Here is a 20,519-nt window from a genome sequence, read left to right as displayed (position 1 = left end):
CCCCCGCGCACCTCGTCCGCGTCGTCCGGGGTGAGCAGCTCCGCGATGTCCAGGACGTGATAGCCCCGCATCGACGGCAGGCAGCTGCCCCGGACGGGGCCGATCGCCTCCCCCCAGTGCCGGGGAATCGCGGACGCTCCGTGCAGGGCGCCGGCCAGGGCCCCCGCCACCGCGGCCGTCGTGTCCGCGTCGCGGCCCATGTTGACCGCGGTGAGCACCGCCGTACGGAAGTCGCCGCGTGCCGCCGTGAACGCGCCGAAGGCCAGGCCGACCGCCTCGGGCGCCAGGTCCGTCCACGGGTAGCCGCCGACGACCACCGCGGAGCGCACCGCGCGTTCCCCGGTGAGCCGGTCGGGGTACGTGCGCTGGGCGGCGGCCACCGCGCGCCGCAGCGAGCGCGCCGTCCAGGAATCCATGGGAACGACGGACAGCGCGGCGGCGATCACCCCCGCGACCCCGGCACCCACCATCGCGGCGGCCACCCCGGCCGCCACCGCCTGGCCCCCGTAGATGCCCTCCCCGTCATGGCTGACCTGCCCGTCCACCGCGACCAGCCGGGCTGCCTCGTCGGGGCGGCCCGCCGCGAAGACGCCGAACGGTGCCGCCCGCATCGCCAGGCCGTCGCTCCAGGCGTGCCGGTGCTGGGCGGAGATCGGGGCGGCGAGGCCCCGGCGCAGATTCTCCAGCGTGCCCCGCTCACTGAACCCGGCGCCGCGGAACGGTCCCTCGTCCAGGTCGGCGATCCACAGGTGCCAGGCCCGTTCGACCTGGGTGACGGTCAGCGCCGAACCGTGCCGCGCGAGCAGCAGCCCGGAGAAGATCGCGTACTCCGTGTCGTCCGTCCCCGCGGGGTCGTCGCTCACGAAGCCCTCGATCCGGCCCCAGCGACGGCGGATCTCGGACGGCCGCAGATTCTCCGCGGGTGCGCCCAGCGCGTCACCGACCGCGAGGCCGAGCAGCGCCCCCCGGGCCCGGTCGCCCAGGTCTCCCCCCACCACGGCGCCCTGGTTCGCGTCGCCCCCGGCCGCCGCCTGTGTGCCGTGCTCCGCCGCCTGCCGCGTACCGCCGTTCCGCGGCTCCGCCGGATTTCCTGCAGTCAGCTCCATCGCGTCGACCCTTCGCCCACACCGAGTCAGTTCTCGTGCCTGCTCGATCTGTCCCACGCGGAGCGCCGCCAAAGGCCGATCATCGCAACAAAAGGGCCAGTCGGATGACGGCTCAGAAGTGGTGAGGCAGGCCGTACTTACCTGGTCACAGGGCAGGTAAGTACGGCCTGCCTTGCTGGCGGGGGGCGTTTTTCGTGCGTAGTTTCGATGGTGCCGAGCAGGGGGGAGCGGGTGGCACCCGCTGCCGGAGAAGGGAGAACTGTGTCCATCATCGAGACCGACGCCGTGCTGCACGAGGCGCACCGCGACAACCACACCCACCGCGATGTGAACGGCGGCTGGCTGCGTCCCGCGGTGTTCGGCGCGATGGACGGGCTGGTCTCCAACCTCGCGCTGATGACCGGCGTCGCGGGCGGTGCCGTCTCCCAGCAGACGATAGTGATCACCGGGCTGGCAGGGCTGGCCGCCGGTGCGTTCTCCATGGCGGCCGGCGAATACACCTCCGTCGCCTCGCAGCGCGAGCTCGTCGAGGCGGAACTCGACGTCGAGCGGCGCGAATTGCGCAAGCATCCCCAGGACGAGGAGCGGGAGCTCGCCGCGCTCTACGAGGCCCGCGGCGTCGAACCCGAGCTCGCCCGCGAGGTCGCGCGGCAGCTGTCGCGCGATCCGGAGCAGGCCCTGGAGATCCACGCCCGCGAGGAGCTCGGCATAGACCCGGGCGATCTGCCCTCGCCGCTCGTCGCCGCCGTCTCGTCGTTCGGCGCGTTCGCCATCGGAGCCCTGCTGCCCGTGCTGCCGTATCTGCTCGGGGCCAGTGCGATGTGGCCGGCCGTGCTGCTCGCGCTGCTCGGGCTGTTCGCCTGCGGTGCGGTGGTGGCCAGGGTGACGGCACGCAACTGGCTGTACAGCGGACTGCGTCAGCTGGCGCTGGGCGGGGCAGCGGCGGCCCTCACCTACGGGCTGGGCACTCTGTTCGGTGTGGCGGTCGGGGGCTGACGCGTCGGCGACCGGGCAGGTCAGGGCCGCGGCCCGTAACATGTCCGCCATCCGTGTGACGTACGTCTTGGCATCCGCCTCTGGGCGGAGGGGCTGCCTCCACGTAAAATGAGTCTCTATGCAGGGCTACACATAAGTAGCCATTACCTGGCGGTTTCGATTCCATTGCCGCCGGGCATGAGCCGTAGACACCGCGGGCAACGACGCCTGCTCTCTGTGGTCCCCCGGGCGCCGATCCTCCGACAGCGACCCGCTCATCGCCTGACACCGATGCGATGTCCGTATGTTGGAACGAACTATCCGCTTCTTGAGAAGCGCCCCATCATGTAACCTGCACGAAATTTCGCAGAGGGCCAACGTCGTCCCTCGGCACTGCATATGCCACGACGACGACGGGAGAGCCGATGCGCACCGACGCCTGGTCGCCCATGGACGGTCGCCCCGCCCAGCAGGGGATGTACGACCCCCGTAACGAGCACGACGCCTGCGGCGTCGGGTTCGTGGCCACTCTGACCGGTGTGGCCAGCCATGAGCTGGTCGAGCAGGCGCTGACGGTACTGCGCAACCTCGAACACCGCGGTGCCACCGGATCCGAGCCCGACTCCGGCGACGGCGCCGGAATCCTGCTCCAGGTTCCGGACGCCTTCCTCCGCGACGAGGCCGCCTTCGACCTTCCCGAGGCCGGTGGCTACGCCGTCGGAATCGCCTTCCTGCCCGCGGACGACCCCACCGAGGCCGTCCGCAAGCTGGAGAAGATCTCCGCCGAGGAGGGCCTCAAGGTCAACGGCTGGCGCGAGGTCCCGGTCACCCCGGACATCCTCGGCAAGGGCGCCCGCGCCACCATGCCCGAGTTCCGCCAGCTCTTCGTCTCGGACGGCGAGAGCACCGGCATCGCGCTCGACCGCAAGGCCTTCGTGCTGCGCAAGCGCGCCGAGCGGGAGGCCGGGGTGTACTTCCCCTCACTCTCCGCACGCACGATCGTCTACAAGGGCATGCTCACCACGGGGCAGCTGGAGCCGTTCTTCCCGGACCTCTCCGACCGCCGCTTCGCCACCGCGGTCGCCCTGGTGCACTCGCGCTTCTCCACGAACACCTTCCCGAGCTGGCCGCTCGCCCACCCGTACCGCTTCGTCGCGCACAACGGCGAGATCAACACGGTCAAGGGCAACCGCAACTGGATGAAGGCCCGCGAGTCCCAGCTCGCCTCCCGCCTCTTCGGTGAGGCCCAGCTCGACCGGATCTTCCCCGTCTGCACCCCGGACGCCTCCGACTCGGCCTCCTTCGACGAGGTCCTGGAGCTGCTCCACCTCGGCGGCCGTTCGCTGCCCCACTCGGTGCTGATGATGGTCCCCGAGGCGTGGGAGAACCACAGCTCCATGGACCCGGCCCGGCGCGCCTTCTACCAGTACCACGCCACGATGATGGAGCCCTGGGACGGCCCGGCCTGCGTCACCTTCACCGACGGCACCCAGGTCGGCGCGGTCCTGGACCGCAACGGTCTGCGCCCCGGCCGCTACTGGGTCACCGACGACGGCCTCGTCGTGCTCTCCTCCGAGGTCGGTGTCCTGGACATCGACCCGGCGAAGGTCGTCCGCAAGGGCCGCCTCCAGCCCGGCAGGATGTTCCTCGTCGACACGGCCGAGGGCCGCATCATCGAGGACGACGAGATCAAGGCCGCCCTCGCCACCGAGCAGCCCTACCAGGACTGGCTGGAAGCCGGCGAGATCGAGCTGGAGGACCTCCCCGAGCGGGAGCACATCGTGCACACGCACGCCTCCGTCACCCGCCGCCAGCAGACCTTCGGCTACACGGAGGAAGAGCTCCGCGTCATCCTCGCGCCGATGGCCCGCACCGCCGGCGAGCCGCTCGGCTCCATGGGCACGGACTCGCCGATCGCCGCGCTGTCCGAGCGCCCCCGGCTGCTCTTCGACTACTTCACCCAGCTGTTCGCGCAGGTCACCAACCCGCCGCTGGACGCCATCCGCGAGGAGCTCGTCACCTCGCTGCGCTCCTCGCTCGGCACTCAGGGCAACGTCCTGGAGCCGACCGCCGCGTCGTGCCGCAGCGTCACGCTGCCGTTCCCGGTGATCGACAACGACGAGCTGGCCAAGCTGATACACATCAACGCCGACGGCGACATGCCGGGCATGAAGGCCGCCACGCTCTCCGGCCTCTACCGGGTCGGCGGCGGCGGAGACGCCCTCGCGGCGCGGATCGAGAAGATCTGCGCCGAGGTCGACGCCGCCATAGAGGACGGTGCCCGCCTGGTCGTCCTGTCCGACCGGCACTCCGACGCCGAGCACGCGCCGATCCCGTCGCTGCTGCTCACCTCGGCCGTCCACCACCACCTCATCCGCACCAAGCAGCGCCTCCAGGTGGGCCTGCTGGTCGAGGCCGGAGACGTCCGCGAGGTCCACCACGTCGCCCTGCTGATCGGTTTCGGCGCCGCAGCGGTCAACCCGTACCTGGCGATGGAGTCCGTCGAGGACCTGGTCCGCGCCGGTACGTTCATCGAGGGCATCGAGCCCGAGAAGGCCATCCGCAACCTGATCTACGCCCTCGGCAAGGGCGTCCTGAAGGTCATGTCCAAGATGGGCATCTCGACGGTCGCCTCCTACCGCGGCGCCCAGGTCTTCGAGGCCGTCGGCCTCGACCAGGACTTCGTCGCGAAGTACTTCCACGGCACCGCCACCAAGATCGGCGGCGCGGGCCTCGACGTCGTCGCCCGCGAGGTCGCCGCCCGGCACGCCAAGGCGTACCCGGCCTCCGGCATCTCCGCCTCGCACCGCGCGCTGGAGATCGGCGGCGAGTACCAGTGGCGCCGCGAGGGCGAGCCGCACCTGTTCGACCCGGAGACCGTCTTCCGCCTCCAGCACGCCACACGCACCAAGCGGTACGACATCTTCAAGAAGTACACGGACCGGGTGAACGAGCAGTCCGAGCGCCTGATGACGCTCCGTGGCCTGTTCGGCTTCACGAGCGACCGCGAGCCGATCCCGGTCGACGAGGTCGAGTCCGTCTCCGACATCGTCAAGCGCTTCTCCACCGGCGCCATGTCGTACGGCTCGATCTCCCGCGAGGCCCACGAGACCCTCGCCATCGCCATGAACCAGCTGGGCGGCAAGTCCAACACGGGTGAGGGCGGCGAGGACGCCGACCGGCTCTACGACCCGGCGCGCCGCTCGGCCATCAAGCAGGTCGCCTCCGGCCGCTTCGGTGTGACCAGCGAGTACCTGGTCAACGCGGACGACATCCAGATCAAGATGGCGCAGGGCGCCAAGCCCGGCGAGGGCGGCCAGCTGCCCGGCCACAAGGTCTACCCGTGGGTCGCCAGGACCCGGCACTCCACCCCGGGTGTCGGCCTGATCTCGCCGCCGCCGCACCACGACATCTACTCCATCGAGGACCTGGCGCAGCTGATCCACGACCTCAAGAACGCCAACCCGGCGGCCCGCATCCACGTGAAGCTGGTCTCCGAGGTCGGTGTCGGCACGGTCGCCGCGGGTGTCTCCAAGGCACACGCGGACGTCGTCCTGATCTCCGGACACGACGGCGGAACGGGCGCCTCCCCGCTCACGTCCCTGAAGCATGCGGGCGGCCCCTGGGAGCTGGGCCTCGCCGAGACCCAGCAGACCCTGCTGCTCAACGGCCTGCGCGACCGCATCGTCGTCCAGACCGACGGCCAGCTCAAGACCGGCCGCGACGTCGTCATCGCCGCGCTGCTGGGCGCCGAGGAGTTCGGTTTCGCGACCGCGCCGCTCGTCGTCTCCGGCTGCGTCATGATGCGCGTCTGCCACCTGGACACCTGTCCGGTCGGCATCGCCACCCAGAACCCGGTCCTGCGGAGCCGGTTCGCCGGCGAGGCCGAGCACGTCGTCAACTTCTTCGAGTTCATCGCGCAGGAAGTCCGCGAGCTCCTCGCCGAGCTGGGCTTCCGTACGATCGAAGAGGCCGTCGGCCACGCCGAACTGCTCGACACCGACCGGGCGATCACGCACTGGAAGGCACAGGGCCTCGACCTGGAGCCGCTGTTCCACGTCCCCGAACTGCCCGAAGGCGCCGTCCGGCACCAGCTGACCGAGCAGGACCACGGCCTCGCCAAGGCCCTCGACAACGAGCTGATCAAGCTCGCCGCCGACGCCCTGAGCGCGGAGAGCGCCGAGGCGGCCCAGCCGGTCCGGGCCCAGATCGCGATCCGGAACATCAACCGGACCGTCGGCACCATGCTCGGCCACGAGGTGACGAAGAAGTTCGGCGGCGCCGGCCTGCCGCAGGACACCATCGACATCACGTTCACCGGCTCCGCCGGCCAGTCCTTCGGCGCGTTCGTGCCGAGCGGGGTGACGCTGCGCCTGGAGGGCGACGCCAACGACTACGTCGGCAAGGGCCTCTCCGGCGGCCGCGTCATCGTCCGCCCGGACCGCGGCGCCGACCACCTCGCCGAGTACTCCACCATCGCGGGCAACACCATCGCCTACGGCGCCACCGGCGGCGAACTGTTCCTGCGCGGCCGGACCGGCGAGCGGTTCTGCGTCCGCAACTCCGGCGCGACGGTCGTCTCGGAAGGCGTGGGCGACCACGGCTGCGAGTACATGACCGGCGGCCACGCGGTCGTGCTCGGCGAGACCGGACGCAACTTCGCCGCGGGAATGTCCGGCGGGGTCGCGTACGTCGTCGACCTGGACCGCGCCAACGTCAACGTCGGCAACCTCGGCGCGATCGAGGCCCTGACCGACACCGACAAGCAGTGGCTGCACGACGTGGTGCGCCGCCACCAGGAGGAGACCGGTTCCACGGTCGCCGAGAAGCTGCTTGCCGAGTGGGACACCGCGGTGGCCCGCTTCAGCAAGATCATCCCGTCCACGTACAAGGCAGTGCTCGCCGCCAAGGACGCCGCTGAGCTCGCCGGTCTCTCCGAACAGGAGACCACCGAGAAGATGATGGAGGCGGCGACCAATGGCTGACCCCAAGGGCTTCCTGACCACCGGACGCGAGGTCGCCAGGACCCGCCCCGTCGGCGAGCGCGTCAAGGACTGGAACGAGGTCTACGTTCCGGGCTCGCTGCTCCCGATCATCAGCAAGCAGGCCGGCCGCTGCATGGACTGCGGCATCCCGTTCTGCCACAACGGCTGTCCGCTCGGAAACCTCATCCCCGAGTGGAACGACTACGCCTACCGCGAGGACTGGACGGCCGCGTCCGAGCGCCTGCACGCCACGAACAACTTCCCGGAGTTCACCGGCCGGCTCTGCCCGGCCCCGTGCGAGTCGGCGTGCGTGCTCGGCATCAGCCAGCCGGCCGTCACCATCAAGAACGTCGAAGTCTCCATCATCGACAAGGCGTGGGACAGCGGTGACGTCACCCCGCAGCCGCCCGAGCGGCTCTCCGGCAAGACCGTCGCGGTCATCGGTTCGGGCCCGGCGGGTCTCGCCGCGGCCCAGCAGCTGACCCGGGCCGGCCACACCGTCGCCGTCTTCGAGCGCGCGGACCGCATCGGAGGTCTTCTCCGGTACGGCATCCCCGCGTTCAAGATGGAGAAGGCGCACATCAATCGCCGTATCGAGCAGATGCGCGCGGAAGGCACCAAGTTCCGTACGGAGGTGGAGATCGGCAAGGACATCGACGCCGCCAAGCTCCGCCGCCGGTACGACGCGGTCGTGATCGCGGCCGGCGCCACCATCTCCCGCGACCTGCCCGTCCCGGGCCGTGAGCTGAACGGCGTGCACTTCGCCATGGAGTACCTGCCGCTCGCCAACAAGGTGCAGGAGGGCGACCTGACGGTCTCCCCGATCACCGCCGAGGGCAAGCACGTCGTCGTCATCGGCGGCGGCGACACCGGCGCCGACTGCGTCGGCACGGCCCACCGCCAGGGCGCGCTCTCCGTCACCCAGCTGGAGATCATGCCCCGGCCGGGCGAGGAGCGTAACGCCAACCAGCCCTGGCCGACCTTCCCGATGCTCTACAAGGTCACCTCCGCGCACGAGGAGGGCGGCGAGCGGGTCTACTCCGTCTCCACCACCCACTTCGAGGGCGACGAGGACGGCAACGTCCAGGCCCTGCACCTGATCGAGGTGGAGTTCAAGGACGGCAAGCTGGAGCAGAAGCCCGGCACCGAGCGGACGATCCCCGCCCAGCTCGTCACCCTGGCCATGGGCTTCACGGGCACCGACCAGTCCAACGGCCTGGTCGAGCAGTTCGGCCTGGAGCTCGACGCGCGCGGCAACGTCGCGCGCGACGCGGACTTCGCCACCAACGTCGGCGGTGTCTTCGTCGCCGGTGACGCGGGCCGCGGCCAGTCCCTCATCGTGTGGGCCATCGCCGAGGGCCGCTCCGCGGCACGCGGTGTGGACCGCTTCCTGACCGGAGCCAGCACCCTGCCGGCCCCGATCCGCCCGACGGACCGCTCCCTGGTGGTCTGATCACGGCACACAAAGACGTCCCGTACAAAGGCGTACGGAACTGAACGCGGCGCCTGCCCGTCCCCGACCGGACGATCTCGGCAGGCGCCGTGGCGCGTCCCGGGGCCGGTGACGAGGGCGGGCGGCCGGCGGGGAGGCGTCCCAGCCGGCCCGGGCCGGGCGGCGTCTCAGCCGTCCCGGCAGGCCGGGGAGCGGGCGGCCCCTCAGCCCGACAGCGCGGACGTCTTGAGCACCACCAGCAGCACCAGTCCGGCGAACAGCACCACGCACGCGGCTGCCTGGACCCTCGTCCGCCGCTTCGCCGGGGCGTACGCGTACGCGACCGTGACCATGCCACCCGTCAGCAGCCCGCCCAGATGGCCCTGCCACGAGGTGAATCCGGCCGAGATCAGCATCCAGATCACGAACCCGGCCATGAAGCGGTTCACCGCCTGCATGTCGCGGCCCAGCCGGCGGTGGATGACGTAGAACGCCGCTCCGAGACCGAAGATCGCCCCCGAGGCCCCCACCGTGGCATCGGACGGCGCGATGAGATACACCAGGACCGAACCGCCCAGCGCGGACAGCAGGTACAGCGCGAGGTAGCGGGCCCGGCCCAGCTGCTCCTCGACGACGCGGCCCAGATTCCACAGCGCGTACATGTTGAAGAGGATGTGCAGCACCCCGAACGGCAGCGCGCCGAAGGACGCCCCGGTCGGCGGGAGATGAAGGAAGGCCCCGGTCAGCAGCCGGTACCACTCGCCGTCCACCACACCGGTCACGTCGAAGCCGGGGAAGCCGCCGGCCCGGTAGACGTACTGGTCCCCGTCCGGACCGGTCAGCCCCGCACCGAGCATCGCGAACCGGTCGACGATCCCCGGACGGATCAACTCGCCCAGATACACCAGGATGTTGAGGCCCATCAGCACATAGGTGACGAGCGGCACCGCGGTCCTCGACACCGCACCGCCGAACACGGTGCGGGCCTGCCGGATCGAGCGCTGCCCCTCCTTCACGCACCCCACACAGTGATGGCCGACAGCGGCCTCACGCATGCAGTCGGGGCAGATGAACCGTTCGCAGCGGGTGCAGCTCACATACGTCTCGTACGACGGATGGCGGTAACAAGTGGTGGCCGCGGCGTCCACGGCAGGCTCCTTCACGGTGGTCATACACGAGCGGCCGGTGGGGGCGGCGGCGATCAAGATAGCGAACATTGCCGCCCGCGGTGCACCCGGGTGCCTTAGGCTCGATGACCCGACACGCCGAGGAACGGAGCATCCGCATGGCCGGTTCGTCCACCACCACAGGTCCGGCCATCAGCCTCCGCAAGGTCGAGGAGACCGCCCCCGCGCTGGCGGGCCTCTACCGGAGCGCCGCGGTCTCGCTGACGAAGCACGGCATGGGCGGCGAGCGCGCCGCGGTCTATCTGGTGCTCGACTACTCGGGCTCCATGAGGGAGTACTACAAGGACGGCAGCGTCCAGGCCCTGGCCGACCGGGTGCTGGGCCTCTCGGCGCATCTGGACGACGACGGCCGCGTACCGGTCGTCTTCTTCTCCACGGATGTCGACGCCGTCACCGACATAGCCCTGGACAACCACCGCGGCCGGGTCGACGAGATCGTGGCCGGCCTCGGGCACATGGGGAAGACCAGCTACCACCTGGCCATGGACGCGGTCATCGACCACTACATCGACAGCGGCTCGACCGCCCCCGCGCTCGTCGTCTTCCAGACGGACGGCGGGCCGATCAGCAAGCAGGCGGCGGAACGCTATCTGTGCAAGGCGGCGAAACTACCGCTGTTCTGGCAGTTCATCGGCTTCGGCAACACGCGCAGCACGCAGTTCGACTTCCTGCGCAGACTCGACGAACTGGCCGTGCCCGCCAAGCGCCCCATCGACAACGCGGGCTTCTTCCACGCCGGACTCGACCCGCGCCGGGTACCGGACACCGAGCTGTACGACCGGCTGGTCGCCGAGTTCCCGCAGTGGCTGGCCGCGGCCCGGGCACAGGGAATCGTCAGGTGACGCCCCGGGTGCCACGGGCCGCCGGGCGCGCAGACCGCGTGGCCGGGCGGACGCGCATCCGGGAACACGCGCATCCAGGAGCACGGGGACGCGGTTAAGGCGGCGACGCGGGAAGGCTGCGACGAGGGAATCCGGTCCGGCGACGCGGGAAGCCGCTGCGCACGATCCACCGCGCCTCCGACAACGGCGCCCCGTACGAGACCTGACCCCTCGCTCCCCCCGCTCCTTCGCTCTCCTTGCTCCTCGCCCCTCGTACGCCGGACGGTCCCGCCTTCCCCGAGTGCCCCGCGCGACCGCGGCGGCGCGTGCGGTGGCGGGCGTGCGGACCACGGTCACGTGCCACGGCGTCCGCGAGAGCGTGCGGCGGGCGGAGAATGGGCGGGTGCCTACCAAGAAGAAGTCCCCGGTGACCCCCTCTCCCGAGCGCCGCCGCGAACTGCTCGCCACCGCCGCCGAGGTGTTCGCCGCGCAGGGATACAACGCCACCACCGTCCGCAGGATCGCGGACGAGGCCGGGATGCTCGCGGGCAGCCTCTACTACCACTTCGACTCCAAGGAATCGATGGTCGACGAGATCCTCTCGACCTTCCTCACCGAACTCTGGGAGGGGTACGACGCGGTGCTCGCCGCCGGACTCGGCCCCCGGGAGACCATCGAGGCCCTTGTCACCGAGTCCTTCCGCGAGATCGACCGGCACCGCGCCGCCGTCGCCATCTACCAGAAGGAGTCCCGGCACCTGGCCGCCCAGCCGCGGTTCCAGTACCTCGTCGACTCCCAGCAGAAGTTCGAGAAGGCATGGCTCGGCACCCTGGAACGGGGCGTCGCCGACCGGACCTTCCGCGCCGACCTCGACATCCGTCTCACCTACCGCTTCGTCCGCGACACCGTCTGGGTCGCGGCGTCCTGGTACCGGCCCGGCGGACAGCACAGCCCCGAGGAGATCGCCCGCCAGTACCTCTCGATGGTTCTCGACGGCATCGCCCTGGACACCTGACCCACCCGAGGAGACGCGAAGCGCGTCCACGCCCCCACCGTCCGGTGCGCGGTGAGGCCCCGGTCCGCCTGCTGCCCCGGCGGCCTCCCCTGCCCCGGCGGCCTCCCCTGTCATGGCGTACGTACCGGCAGGCGCCTTTTCCGGCCACGGGCGCGCTGGAAATTGCCGGATTTTCCCTCGGCGGCATCGACCCGGCCGAAACTATTGAGCCATTTCGACGCGGCCGTCCCGCCCAGCCGGAAGAAGGCGGAGCCGAGCCGGACACGGCCGACGTCAACGGCGGTGCGATCGCTCCGGGTCACCCGCGCGGTGCAACCCGCACAGAAATCCGGCACAGAAATGATGACGGCGCCGCCGCGCGAGCCGCAGCGCACCGGCGGCCGTTGCGGTACGCGGACCCTGTGCCGGGGCGGCGCTCAGGTGAACGGAGCGGCCCCCGAACGGCCCCGCCCCCGGGGCCGGCCACAGTGCGGAACACCAGCGCGACACCAGCGGAACGCCAGTGGGACACCAGCGCGACATCGGCGGGACACCGAGTCCATCGCGGCCAGGGTTCCGGGAACGGATGCGGCAGATTTTTCAGCCCGCCCCCGGCCGGTTGCGCCAAGGGCCGAGGCAAAAATCCCGCAGGCCGGCGGCGTGGCGTGTTCCCGCACCCGTCGGCAGGACGTGCTAAGGTTGCCGCGTTGCAGTTTTGGTACCCATGAACATTATGTGCGCCTGACGGGAATGCTTCCTCAGGCGCATTATTGTTTTCCGGCTTTCTCCGGATGGGGCTCAATGCGGCGACTCGGAATTCGTAAAGTGCGGAATTCCGGCACTGCACCTCTGTAGGGAGAATGACATGGCTACTGGAACCGTGAAGTGGTTCAACTCGGAAAAGGGCTTCGGCTTCATTGAGCAGGACGGCGGCGGCGCCGACGTCTTCGCCCACTACTCGAACATCGCCACCTCGGGCTTCCGTGAGCTCCAGGAGGGCCAGAAGGTCAGCTTCGACGTCACGCAGGGCCAGAAGGGCCCGCAGGCGGAGAACATCGTCCCGGCCTAATCGCCGGACGCGTACCTCGCAGCCGGGGCCCGCACCTTCACGGTGCGGGTCCCGGCTTGTGCTGTCCCCGGGGCATGGCGAAGAAGCGCGCCGTCCCGCAGCGCTTTCCAGCAGTCCCACGCAGTTCCCAGGAATCCCCACAGGAATCCTCAGGAATACCCCAGAAGGGCAATTCCGTATGACCCGCTCCGAACGCCAGGACCGACCCGCCCGCAACCGCCCGTCGAGGGGGCGAGGCACGGCCCCGGCAAAGGCGACCGCCAAGGGTTCCGGCAAGGGATCCGGCAAGGCGTCGGCCCGTCGCAGGGCCACGCCGCCACAGGGCGAATTCGCCCTGCCCGAAACCATGACCCCCGCACTGCCCGCCGTCGAGGCGTTCGCCGAGCTGGACATGCCCGCGGCCCTGCTGAAGACCCTTGCCGCGCAGGGCGTCACCGAACCGTTCCCGATCCAGGGCGCCACCCTGCCGAACTCGCTCGCCGGCCGGGACATCCTCGGCCGTGGCCGCACCGGCTCCGGCAAGACCCTCGCCTTCGGCCTCGCGCTGCTGGCCCGCACCGCCGGACGGCGCGCCGAGCCGCGTGCCCCGCTCTCCCTGGTCCTCGTCCCGACCCGCGAACTCGCCCAGCAGGTCACCGACGCGCTGACGCCGTACGCGACGTCGGTGAACCTGCGCCTGGCCACCGTCGTCGGCGGCATGTCGATCAGCAAGCAGTCCGGCACTCTGCGCCGGGGTGCCGAGGTCCTCGTCGCCACCCCCGGCCGGCTGAAGGACCTCATCGAGCGTGGCGACTGCCGCCTCGACCAGGTCGCCATCACCGTCCTCGACGAGGCCGACCAGATGGCAGACATGGGCTTCATGCCGCAGGTCGTCGCCCTGCTCAAGCAGGTCGAGGCGGACGGCCAGCGGATGCTCTTCTCCGCGACGCTCGACAAGAACATCGACCGGCTGGTCACGATGTTCCTGACCGACCCCGTCGTGCACTCGGTCGACCCGTCCGCGGGCGCGGTGACCACGATGGAGCACCACGTGCTGCACGTGGCCGACGAGACCGACAAGAAGGCCGTCGCCACCAGGATCGCCGCCCGCGACGGTCGGGTGATCATGTTCGTGGACACCAAGCGTGCCGCCGACCGGTTCGCCAAGCGACTGCTCGCCAGCGGTGTACGGGCTGCCGCCCTGCACGGCGGACGCTCGCAGCCGCAGCGCAACCGGACGCTGGACCAGTTCAAGAACGGCCAGGTCACCGCGCTCGTCGCGACGAATGTGGCGGCGCGCGGCATCCACGTCGACGACCTCGACCTGGTCGTGAACGTGGACCCGCCGACCGACCACAAGGACTACCTCCACCGCGGCGGGCGCACGGCGCGCGCCGGGGAGTCCGGCAGCGTCGTCACCCTGGTGCTGCCCGAGGAGAAGCGGGAGATGACCCGGCTGATGGCCGCCGCGGGCATCGCGCCGCGGACCACCCGGATCACCTCCAGCGACGAGGAACTCACCCGGATCACCGGGGCCCGAGAGCCGTCCGGTGTCGCGATCGTCATCGAGGTCCCCCAGCCGACCCCGCCGAAGCCGCGCACGCGGTCGGGCGGGGCCGCGGCCGGTGGTACGGGCCTGCGCTCGGGCAGCCGCGGCCGGGGCCGGCGCGGTGGCGCCGGGCAGGGCGGTGGCGGCGAGAGCCGGGGGACGGGCGGCTCCGCCGCCCGTGGCGCCGGTGCGGGCGGCGCGGTCCGCGGTACCACCGGTTCGGGCTCCGGCGGTGGCCGCGGTGCCGGGCGTGCCGGTTCCGCGGCCGGGCGCGGTGGCGCTGCCTCGGGGCGTGGCCGCAGGGCCGCGTAGCGCCGAGGACGCTGTGAGGCGGCGCTCTGCCTCACGGCGCGGGCCGCAGGGCCGTGTGGCGCTGAGGACGCTGTGAGGTGGCGCTGCTTCGGGGCGCGGGCGGCAGGGCCGTACAGCGGTCGGGGGCGGTCGGCGGCCGGATGCGTCCGGTCACCGACTTCCGTATCACCGGCGGCCGGTGGGCACCGGGCGGATCCGGCCGCCGGCCTGCTGCCGGAGCGCGGCTTCCAGCCGGTCGCGGGCCTCGGTCTGGGCGGCGATCCGTCGGTTGAGGACCGCCAGCCGTTCCCACGCGACCCGAAGCCCCTTCTCCGACGGTGGCGCGGCCGCCACATCGCCGTCCAGGCAGGTCAGAAACACCTGCACGTCGTCAAGGGTGAGTCCGGCGGCCAGCAGGTAGCGGATGTTGCGGACCCGCACCACTGCCCGTTCGTCGTAGACGCGGTAGCCGTTGGGGGCCCGCTCGGAGGAGATCAGCCCGGCCTGTTCGTAGTGCCGCAGCGCACGGGGAGTCGCCCCGGTCGCCCTGGCCAGCTCGCCGATCCTCACCCGTTCCACCCCCGCCGCCACTCCTATCACGCCACCACCGCCCCGCCGTCGACCGGGAGCACGACTCCGGTGACGAACGACGCAGCCGGTGAGGCGAGCCCGGTGATGGCCCAGGCCACCTCCTCGGGCCGGCCGATACGCCCCAGCGGGGTGTGGGCCAGCTGCCACTTCCGTACCGCGGCGCGCCGCTCCGGCGTCAGGCCCTGGTGTTCGCCGATCGGGGTGTCGACGGCGCCCGGGGCGACCGCGACCACGCGGATGCCGCGCGGGGCCAGTTCGACCGCCCAGCTGCGGGTCAGCAGGTCCAGCGCGGTCTTGGTCGCCGCGTAGACCGAGCTGCCGGGCCAGGCCCGCTGCCCCACCGATGTGCTCACGTTGACGATCACCCCGCCGGTCGCCTCCAGGAGGGGGAGCGCCGCCTGGGCGAGCAGGATGGGGGCGATCAGGTTGGTGGTGATCTGCGGAGTGATCGTCTCCGGTGCGAGGGTGCCGAGGGGGCCGCTGCGCACGATGCCGGCGTTGTTGACCAGTACGTCCAACCGGCCGTGCAGCTCCCGCGCGGTGCTGATGATGCGCTCGGGCTCTCCCGTGGCGGTGATGTCCGCGGTCAGCGGGGTGATCCGGCCGTGACCGGCGGCGGTCTCGTGAAGGGGCTCGGCCCGCCGGCCGACGGCGAGTACGTGGGCGCCCTCGGCAGCGAAGGCCCGCGCCGTGGCCCGGCCGATCCCGGTGCCGGCCCCGGTGACGGCGACGACCCTGCCGCTCTGCGGTGCGGTGCTGGTGTCCATGCCGTGATCCTTCAACCCTGCCGCCAGTGGCAGGGTCAAGCGGAGCCCGGCGGGTCCGGCCCCCCCCGCCGGTCCGAGGGCCCACCGTGCCCGGGGCGGGGGACCGTGGCGCGGTTCGTCACCGTCACGGGCCGGGGGACCGGGCTCGTCGGCGCGGCAGGTTTCGTCGCCGCGGAGAAGATTCGCCGGGGCGCGCGGTGGAGACACCCACGGGCACATCGGCTACCTTTCCATCAAACGTTTGTTAGGTGCTCGTTCGCCGGGCGCGGAAGACGGTGGCCCGCCCCTACGTCACCGGCAAGGACCCGCCCCCGCATCGCCGACAAGGAGACGTGAGATGACGGCAAGCAGCGACGAGCACGGCACGGGACTCTGCGCGGGCCGTGTGGTGATCGTGACGGGTGCCGGTCGCGGGCTCGGACGCGCCCACGCGCTCGCCTGCGCAGCCGAGGGAGCGAAGGTCGTGGTCAACGATCTCGGTGTGGGCGCGGACGGGGGCGGGACCTCGGCGGGACCGGCGCGTCGGGTGGCCGACGAGATCGTGGCGGCGGGCGGCGAAGCGGTCGCCCACGGCGGAGACATCACGACGACCGAGGGGGCCGGGTCGCTGGTCACTGCCGCGCTGGAGACCTTCGGGCGGCTGGACACGCTGGTCAACAACGCCGGATTCCTGCGCGACCGGATGCTGGTGAATCTGGAGGAGGACGACTGGGACGCGGTGATGCGGGTCCATCTGAAAGGCCACTTCCTGCCGCTGAAGCACGCGGCCGCACACTGGCGGGCCGAGGCGAAGGCGGGGCGCACGCCGGTCGCCCGGGTGGTCAACACCAGTTCCGGCGCGGGGCTGCTCGGGAGCGTCGGACAGGGCAACTACTCCGCCGCCAAGGCGGGCATCGTGGGCCTGACGCTCGTCGCGGCGGCGGAGATGGGCCGGTACGGGATCCAGGTCAACGCGATCGCGCCGGCGGCCCGGACCCGGATGACCGAGCGGACGTTCGCCGCAACGATGGCGGCGCCGGGGGAGGGGGAGTTCGACGCGATGGCACCCGAGAACGTGTCCCCGCTGGTGGTGTGGCTCGGCTCGGCCGCGAGCGACGGGGTGACCGGGCGGGTCTTCGAGGCGGAGGCCGGGCGGATCACGGTCATGGAGGGCTGGCGTCCCGGCCCCACCGCGGACCGGGGGGCGCGGTGGGCGCCGGCGGAGGCGGGGGAGGCGGCGAGGAAACTGCTGGCGCAGGCGGAGCCCGTACAGCCGGTGTACGGGGCGCGGTAAGAGGCGCGATGCCGCCGAGTGCCGCGCCGGGGGATGCCCGCGCCTCGCCGCCGCACGGTGCCGTTTCCGTCGCGGGGGCCGTCGCCGGACCCCTGCTCCCCCTCACGGCCGTGGGGCCCAGGGGTCGAGGGCCCGTGGGGTCGTGAGGCCGTGGGGCCGAGGGCTCGTGGGGCCGAGGGGCCGTGGAGGACCAGTTCGCTTGTGTATCCGTCACTTACCCGATCGGAGACCGGCATGACCCGTCAGCTTCCCCCCTCCCCCTCCTCCCCCTCCTCCCCCTCACCCTCCCGCCCCGCTCCGCCGGACCCCTTCGCGCCCGCTCGTCTGGGCCCCCTCACGCTCCGGAACCGTTTCATCAAGGCCGCCACCTTCGAAGGCGCGACCCCGCGGGGCCTGGTGACCGACGAACTGATCGACTACCACCGCGGACCCGCTGCCGGCGGTGTGGGGATGACGACCGTCGCGTACTGTGCCGTTGCCCCCGAGGGCCGCACCGAGCGCCGTCAGATCTGGATGCGCCCCGAAGCCGTACCGGGGCTGCGCCGGCTCACCGACGCCGTGCACCGCGAGGGTGCCGCCGTCAGCGCCCAGCTCGGTCACGCGGGCCCGGTCGCCGACGCCCGTTCCAACCGGCTCCCGGCGCTGGCGCCCGGCCGGTTCCTCAGCCCGCTCGGGATGCGGATGACCAGGGCGGCCACCCCCGACGACATCGCCCGGGTCATCCGCGCCCACGCCACCGCCGCCCGGATCGCCGTCGAGTCCGGGTTCGACGCGGTCGAGCTGCACTTCGGCCACAACTACCTGGCCAGCTCGTTCCTCAGCCGTCGCCTCAACCACCGCGACGACGCGTACGGGGGCAGCCTCGCCAACCGTGCGAAGGTCGCCCTCGGTATCGCCCGCGCCGTGCGCGACGAAGTCGGCGACACGATCGCCGTGACCGCCAAGCTCAACATGGACGACGGTGTGCCGGGCGGCTTCTGGCTCGACGAGAGTCTCCAGGTCGCGCGCCGGCTCCAGGACGAAGGGACGGTCGACGCCCTCGAACTGACCGCCGGCAGCTCCCTGCTCAACCCCATGTACCTGTTCCGCGGCGACGCGCCGCTCTTTGAGTTCGCCGCGGTCTTTCCCCGGCCGTTGCGTGCGGGAATCCGCCTCGCGGGAGGCAGGTTCCTGCGCGCGTACCCCTACGAGGAGGCGTTCCTGCTCCCGTCGGCCCGTCAGTTCAGGGCCGCGCTGGATCTCCCGCTGATCCTGCTCGGCGGTATCACCCGCCGGGCCACCGTCGAGCAGGCCATGGAGGAGGGCTTCGCGTACGTCGCCATGGCCCGCGCACTCCTGCGGGAACCGGACCTGGTGAGCCGCATGGCGAAGGACCGCGGCGTACGGTCCCTGTGCGTCCACTGCAACAAGTGCATGCCGACCATCTACACGGCCACCCACTGCCCCCTCGCCGGGCCCCTGTCCGGACCTCCCGGCCCGCACCTCAAGGACGGCGAGGGAGGCCCATCCCTGCCGGACGGTCCCTGACCCCGCGTCCCGCTCAGGTGGCGCAGTCGAGGACCGTGCGGCACAGTCCGCACCGGGCCCGCAGCCGGCCGCGCACCGGAACGCGGATGCGCTGGTGGCAGGTGGGGCAGGCGAAGGAGACCCGGAGCCCTTGCGGTCCGCTCTCGAAGGCGTACGGGGCGCCGGCGCCCGGGGCCGTCTCCGCACCCGGGTGGTCCATGGCGTACCGCCGGTCCTTGGCGTAGCGGTGGCGGCCCGCCCAGCCCGCGGCGGCGAGGGGCGGCTGACGGGAGTCCTGAAGAGCCCGCGCCCGCCCCTTCGTGTACGCCGTGTACGCCTGCGGACTCGTGAACCACGGAGAAGGGTCCTCGTCGAAGGCGAACGCCCGCTTGGCGAGGACGTATCCGAACTCCTCCGGGGTGAGATAGCCGAGTTTCTGGCTGGACACGGCGTCCTCACGGAAGGCGTCCAGCAGCAGCCAGCCCGCGCCCAGGTACGTCGTCGCGGTGTCGGTGAGGATCTCGTTGTCGCGCGTACCGGGGAACTCCAGGCCGAGGCGGTGCAGCAGCACATGCATGACCTCGTGCGAGAGTGCGGCGCCGATGTCCCTGCGATGGGTGCGGAAACGGTCGTTGAGTTCGATGAAGTACTCGGGCCCCGCGGCGAGTTCGACTCCGGCGGCGTGTTCCATCGTCCGGAAGCCGACGATCATGCGGGCGTCCGGCAGATGCAGATGCCGGACCATGGCCCGCGCCACCCGCTGGGCTCCGAGATGGAGGTCGTCCTGGTCGGAGAAGGCGGCGTCGGCGGGGGCGAGGCTCGTGGCGTAACCGCGGACCCCGTCGTACGAAAGCCTCCGGTACAGCGCCGTGATCGCGGAGCGGACGGTGCCGAGATGGGGGAAGCCGTGGACGACCGGACCGCCGCCGTCGCGGCCTTGCTCCCGACCGCCGTGCCGCCTGTTGTCCGTCACGTCCCCCGCCCCCGTCCGAGACGCTCGACCGATCCCCACTGTAGCCGCATCGAGAAACGTGATCTTGGCCGGAAAACGAATCTTGTGAGGCCGTGATCACTTCCCGATAATCCCCATCACGCACTTGTCGGGGGCATGACCAAATAGACTTCGCTGTCCGTGGTCGGCCCTGCGCAAGGCATGGCCCCACGGGAACCCCCCCCCACGAAAGAAGGCAGTCCGTTGAAGCAGCTCCTGCGCGCCGTGAAGAGATGTTCCGTCATAGCCGCCGTGGTCCTCGCGGCCGTCAGCCTCCAGCCCGCCGGAGCGTCCGCCGCCCCGAACCCGATCGTCGGCGGAACACGCGCCGCCCAGGGCGAGTTCCCCTTCATGGTGCGGCTGTCGATGGGCTGTGGCGGAGCCCTCTACGCCAAGGACATCGTCCTCACCGCCGCGCACTGCGTGGACGGCACGGCCGGCGACACCTCCATCACCGCCACCGCGGGCGTCGTCGACCTCCAGTCCCCCCACGCGATCAAGGTCCAGTCCACCAAGGTCCTCCAGGCACCCGGCTACACGGGCCTGGGCAAGGACTGGGCGCTGATCAAACTCGCCAGGCCCCTGCACCTGCCGACGCTGAAGATCGCCACGAACACCAGGTACAACAAGGGCACCTTCACCGTCGCCGGCTGGGGCGCCGCCGCCGAGGACGGTGACCAGCAGCGGTATCTGCTGAAGGCCACCGTGCCGTTCGTCTCCGACGCCGACTGCCAGGCCGCGTACAGCGGCGACCTCCTCCCCGACGAGGAGATCTGCGCCGGGCTGATCGAGACGGGCGGCGTGGACGCCTGCCAGGGCGACTCCGGCGGCCCCATGTTCCGCAGGGACCGCGCCGGAGCCTGGATCCAGGTGGGCATCGTCAGCTGGGGCGAGGGCTGCGCCGAGCCCGGCTACCCGGGCGTGTACACCGAGGTCTCGACCTTCGCCGCCGACATCGCCGCCGCCGCGGCCACGCTCTGACCCTGCTCCCGCGTCACCCGCC

General features: G+C 71.5%; 14 protein-coding genes and 1 pseudogene. 10 read left to right on the top strand and 5 right to left on the bottom strand.

From position 1 onward, the window contains the following. Window positions 1-5 precede the first annotated feature (5 nt). A pseudogene (locus ACFVUT_RS09220) lies at window positions 6-1,106 on the bottom strand (ADP-ribosylglycohydrolase family protein); the annotation flags it as partial. A 261-nt stretch (window positions 1,107-1,367) separates the two neighbouring features. Here ACFVUT_RS09220 and ACFVUT_RS09215 point away from each other — a divergent pair. The 3 genes from ACFVUT_RS09215 (at window position 1,368) to ACFVUT_RS09205 (ending at window position 8,519) form a co-directional block, all read left to right on the top strand. After that, window positions 1,368-2,102: a VIT1/CCC1 transporter family protein gene (locus ACFVUT_RS09215; RefSeq protein ID WP_389646167.1), complete on the top strand. Its 735-nt coding sequence runs from the start codon at window positions 1,368-1,370 to the stop codon at window positions 2,100-2,102. A gap of 404 nt (window positions 2,103-2,506) precedes the next feature. Next, window positions 2,507-7,066, top strand: a complete 4,560-nt coding sequence (gltB, locus tag ACFVUT_RS09210) for a glutamate synthase large subunit (RefSeq protein ID WP_389646169.1) — start codon at window positions 2,507-2,509, stop codon at window positions 7,064-7,066. Next, window positions 7,059-8,519, top strand: coding sequence for a glutamate synthase subunit beta (locus tag ACFVUT_RS09205; protein ID WP_389646172.1), 1,461 nt, complete (start codon window positions 7,059-7,061; stop codon window positions 8,517-8,519). Before gltB ends, ACFVUT_RS09205 begins: the two co-directional genes overlap by 8 nt. A 203-nt stretch (window positions 8,520-8,722) precedes the next feature. On the opposite strand, the gene ACFVUT_RS09200 is transcribed toward ACFVUT_RS09205, so the two are convergent. Further along, window positions 8,723-9,646, bottom strand: a complete 924-nt coding sequence (locus ACFVUT_RS09200) for a rhomboid family intramembrane serine protease (protein ID WP_389646175.1) — start codon at window positions 9,644-9,646, stop codon at window positions 8,723-8,725. A 137-nt stretch (window positions 9,647-9,783) separates the two neighbouring features. Between ACFVUT_RS09200 and ACFVUT_RS09195 the strand changes: the two genes are divergently transcribed. From ACFVUT_RS09195 to ACFVUT_RS09180, 4 genes are all read left to right on the top strand, one after another. Then, window positions 9,784-10,527, top strand: a complete 744-nt coding sequence (locus tag ACFVUT_RS09195; RefSeq protein ID WP_389646828.1) for a vWA domain-containing protein — start codon at window positions 9,784-9,786, stop codon at window positions 10,525-10,527. Between the two features lie 382 nt (window positions 10,528-10,909). Next, window positions 10,910-11,521 (top strand): TetR/AcrR family transcriptional regulator, encoded by a 612-nt coding sequence (locus tag ACFVUT_RS09190; RefSeq protein WP_389646178.1) that lies wholly within the window; start codon window positions 10,910-10,912, stop codon window positions 11,519-11,521. Window positions 11,522-12,365: 844 nt separating this feature from the next. Beyond that, the gene (locus tag ACFVUT_RS09185) at window positions 12,366-12,569 is read left to right on the top strand and encodes a cold-shock protein (RefSeq protein ID WP_003969786.1); all 204 of its coding nucleotides are present in this window, start codon (window positions 12,366-12,368) and stop codon (window positions 12,567-12,569) included. A gap of 178 nt (window positions 12,570-12,747) precedes the next feature. Then, window positions 12,748-14,409: a DEAD/DEAH box helicase gene (locus ACFVUT_RS09180; RefSeq protein WP_389646182.1), complete on the top strand. Its 1,662-nt coding sequence runs from the start codon at window positions 12,748-12,750 to the stop codon at window positions 14,407-14,409. Between the two features lie 165 nt (window positions 14,410-14,574). Here the strand turns inward: ACFVUT_RS09180 and ACFVUT_RS09175 are convergent, their stop codons facing one another. Together ACFVUT_RS09175 and ACFVUT_RS09170 are read right to left on the bottom strand one after the other, a co-directional pair. Continuing rightward, entirely contained in the window at window positions 14,575-14,958 is a 384-nt protein-coding gene (locus tag ACFVUT_RS09175) for a MerR family transcriptional regulator (RefSeq protein WP_389646831.1), read from the bottom strand. Between the two features lie 26 nt (window positions 14,959-14,984). Then, window positions 14,985-15,746: an SDR family NAD(P)-dependent oxidoreductase gene (locus ACFVUT_RS09170; RefSeq protein WP_389646185.1), complete on the bottom strand. Its 762-nt coding sequence runs from the start codon at window positions 15,744-15,746 to the stop codon at window positions 14,985-14,987. Window positions 15,747-16,083: 337 nt separating this feature from the next. Between ACFVUT_RS09170 and ACFVUT_RS09165 the strand changes: the two genes are divergently transcribed. Continuing rightward, the gene (locus ACFVUT_RS09165) at window positions 16,084-17,019 is read left to right on the top strand and encodes an SDR family oxidoreductase (protein WP_389646188.1); all 936 of its coding nucleotides are present in this window, start codon (window positions 16,084-16,086) and stop codon (window positions 17,017-17,019) included. Window positions 17,020-17,253: 234 nt separating this feature from the next. Further along, window positions 17,254-18,546 (top strand): NADH:flavin oxidoreductase, encoded by a 1,293-nt coding sequence (locus ACFVUT_RS09160; RefSeq protein WP_389646191.1) that lies wholly within the window; start codon window positions 17,254-17,256, stop codon window positions 18,544-18,546. 13 nt (window positions 18,547-18,559) lie between these two features. Here the strand turns inward: ACFVUT_RS09160 and ACFVUT_RS09155 are convergent, their stop codons facing one another. Further along, window positions 18,560-19,498: a hypothetical protein gene (locus ACFVUT_RS09155; protein ID WP_389646194.1), complete on the bottom strand. Its 939-nt coding sequence runs from the start codon at window positions 19,496-19,498 to the stop codon at window positions 18,560-18,562. A 222-nt stretch (window positions 19,499-19,720) separates the two neighbouring features. Here ACFVUT_RS09155 and ACFVUT_RS09150 point away from each other — a divergent pair, with 222 nt between their 5' ends. Further along, window positions 19,721-20,497, top strand: coding sequence for a S1 family peptidase (locus ACFVUT_RS09150; protein ID WP_389646197.1), 777 nt, complete (start codon window positions 19,721-19,723; stop codon window positions 20,495-20,497). The last annotated feature ends 22 nt before the right edge of the window (window positions 20,498-20,519 follow it).

Source organism: Streptomyces sp. NPDC058051 (assembly GCF_042885475.1).
Classification (GTDB): domain Bacteria; phylum Actinomycetota; class Actinomycetes; order Streptomycetales; family Streptomycetaceae; genus Streptomyces.
Note: the sequence above shows the minus strand (reverse complement) of the source record. Positions and strands in the feature narration are given on the sequence as shown.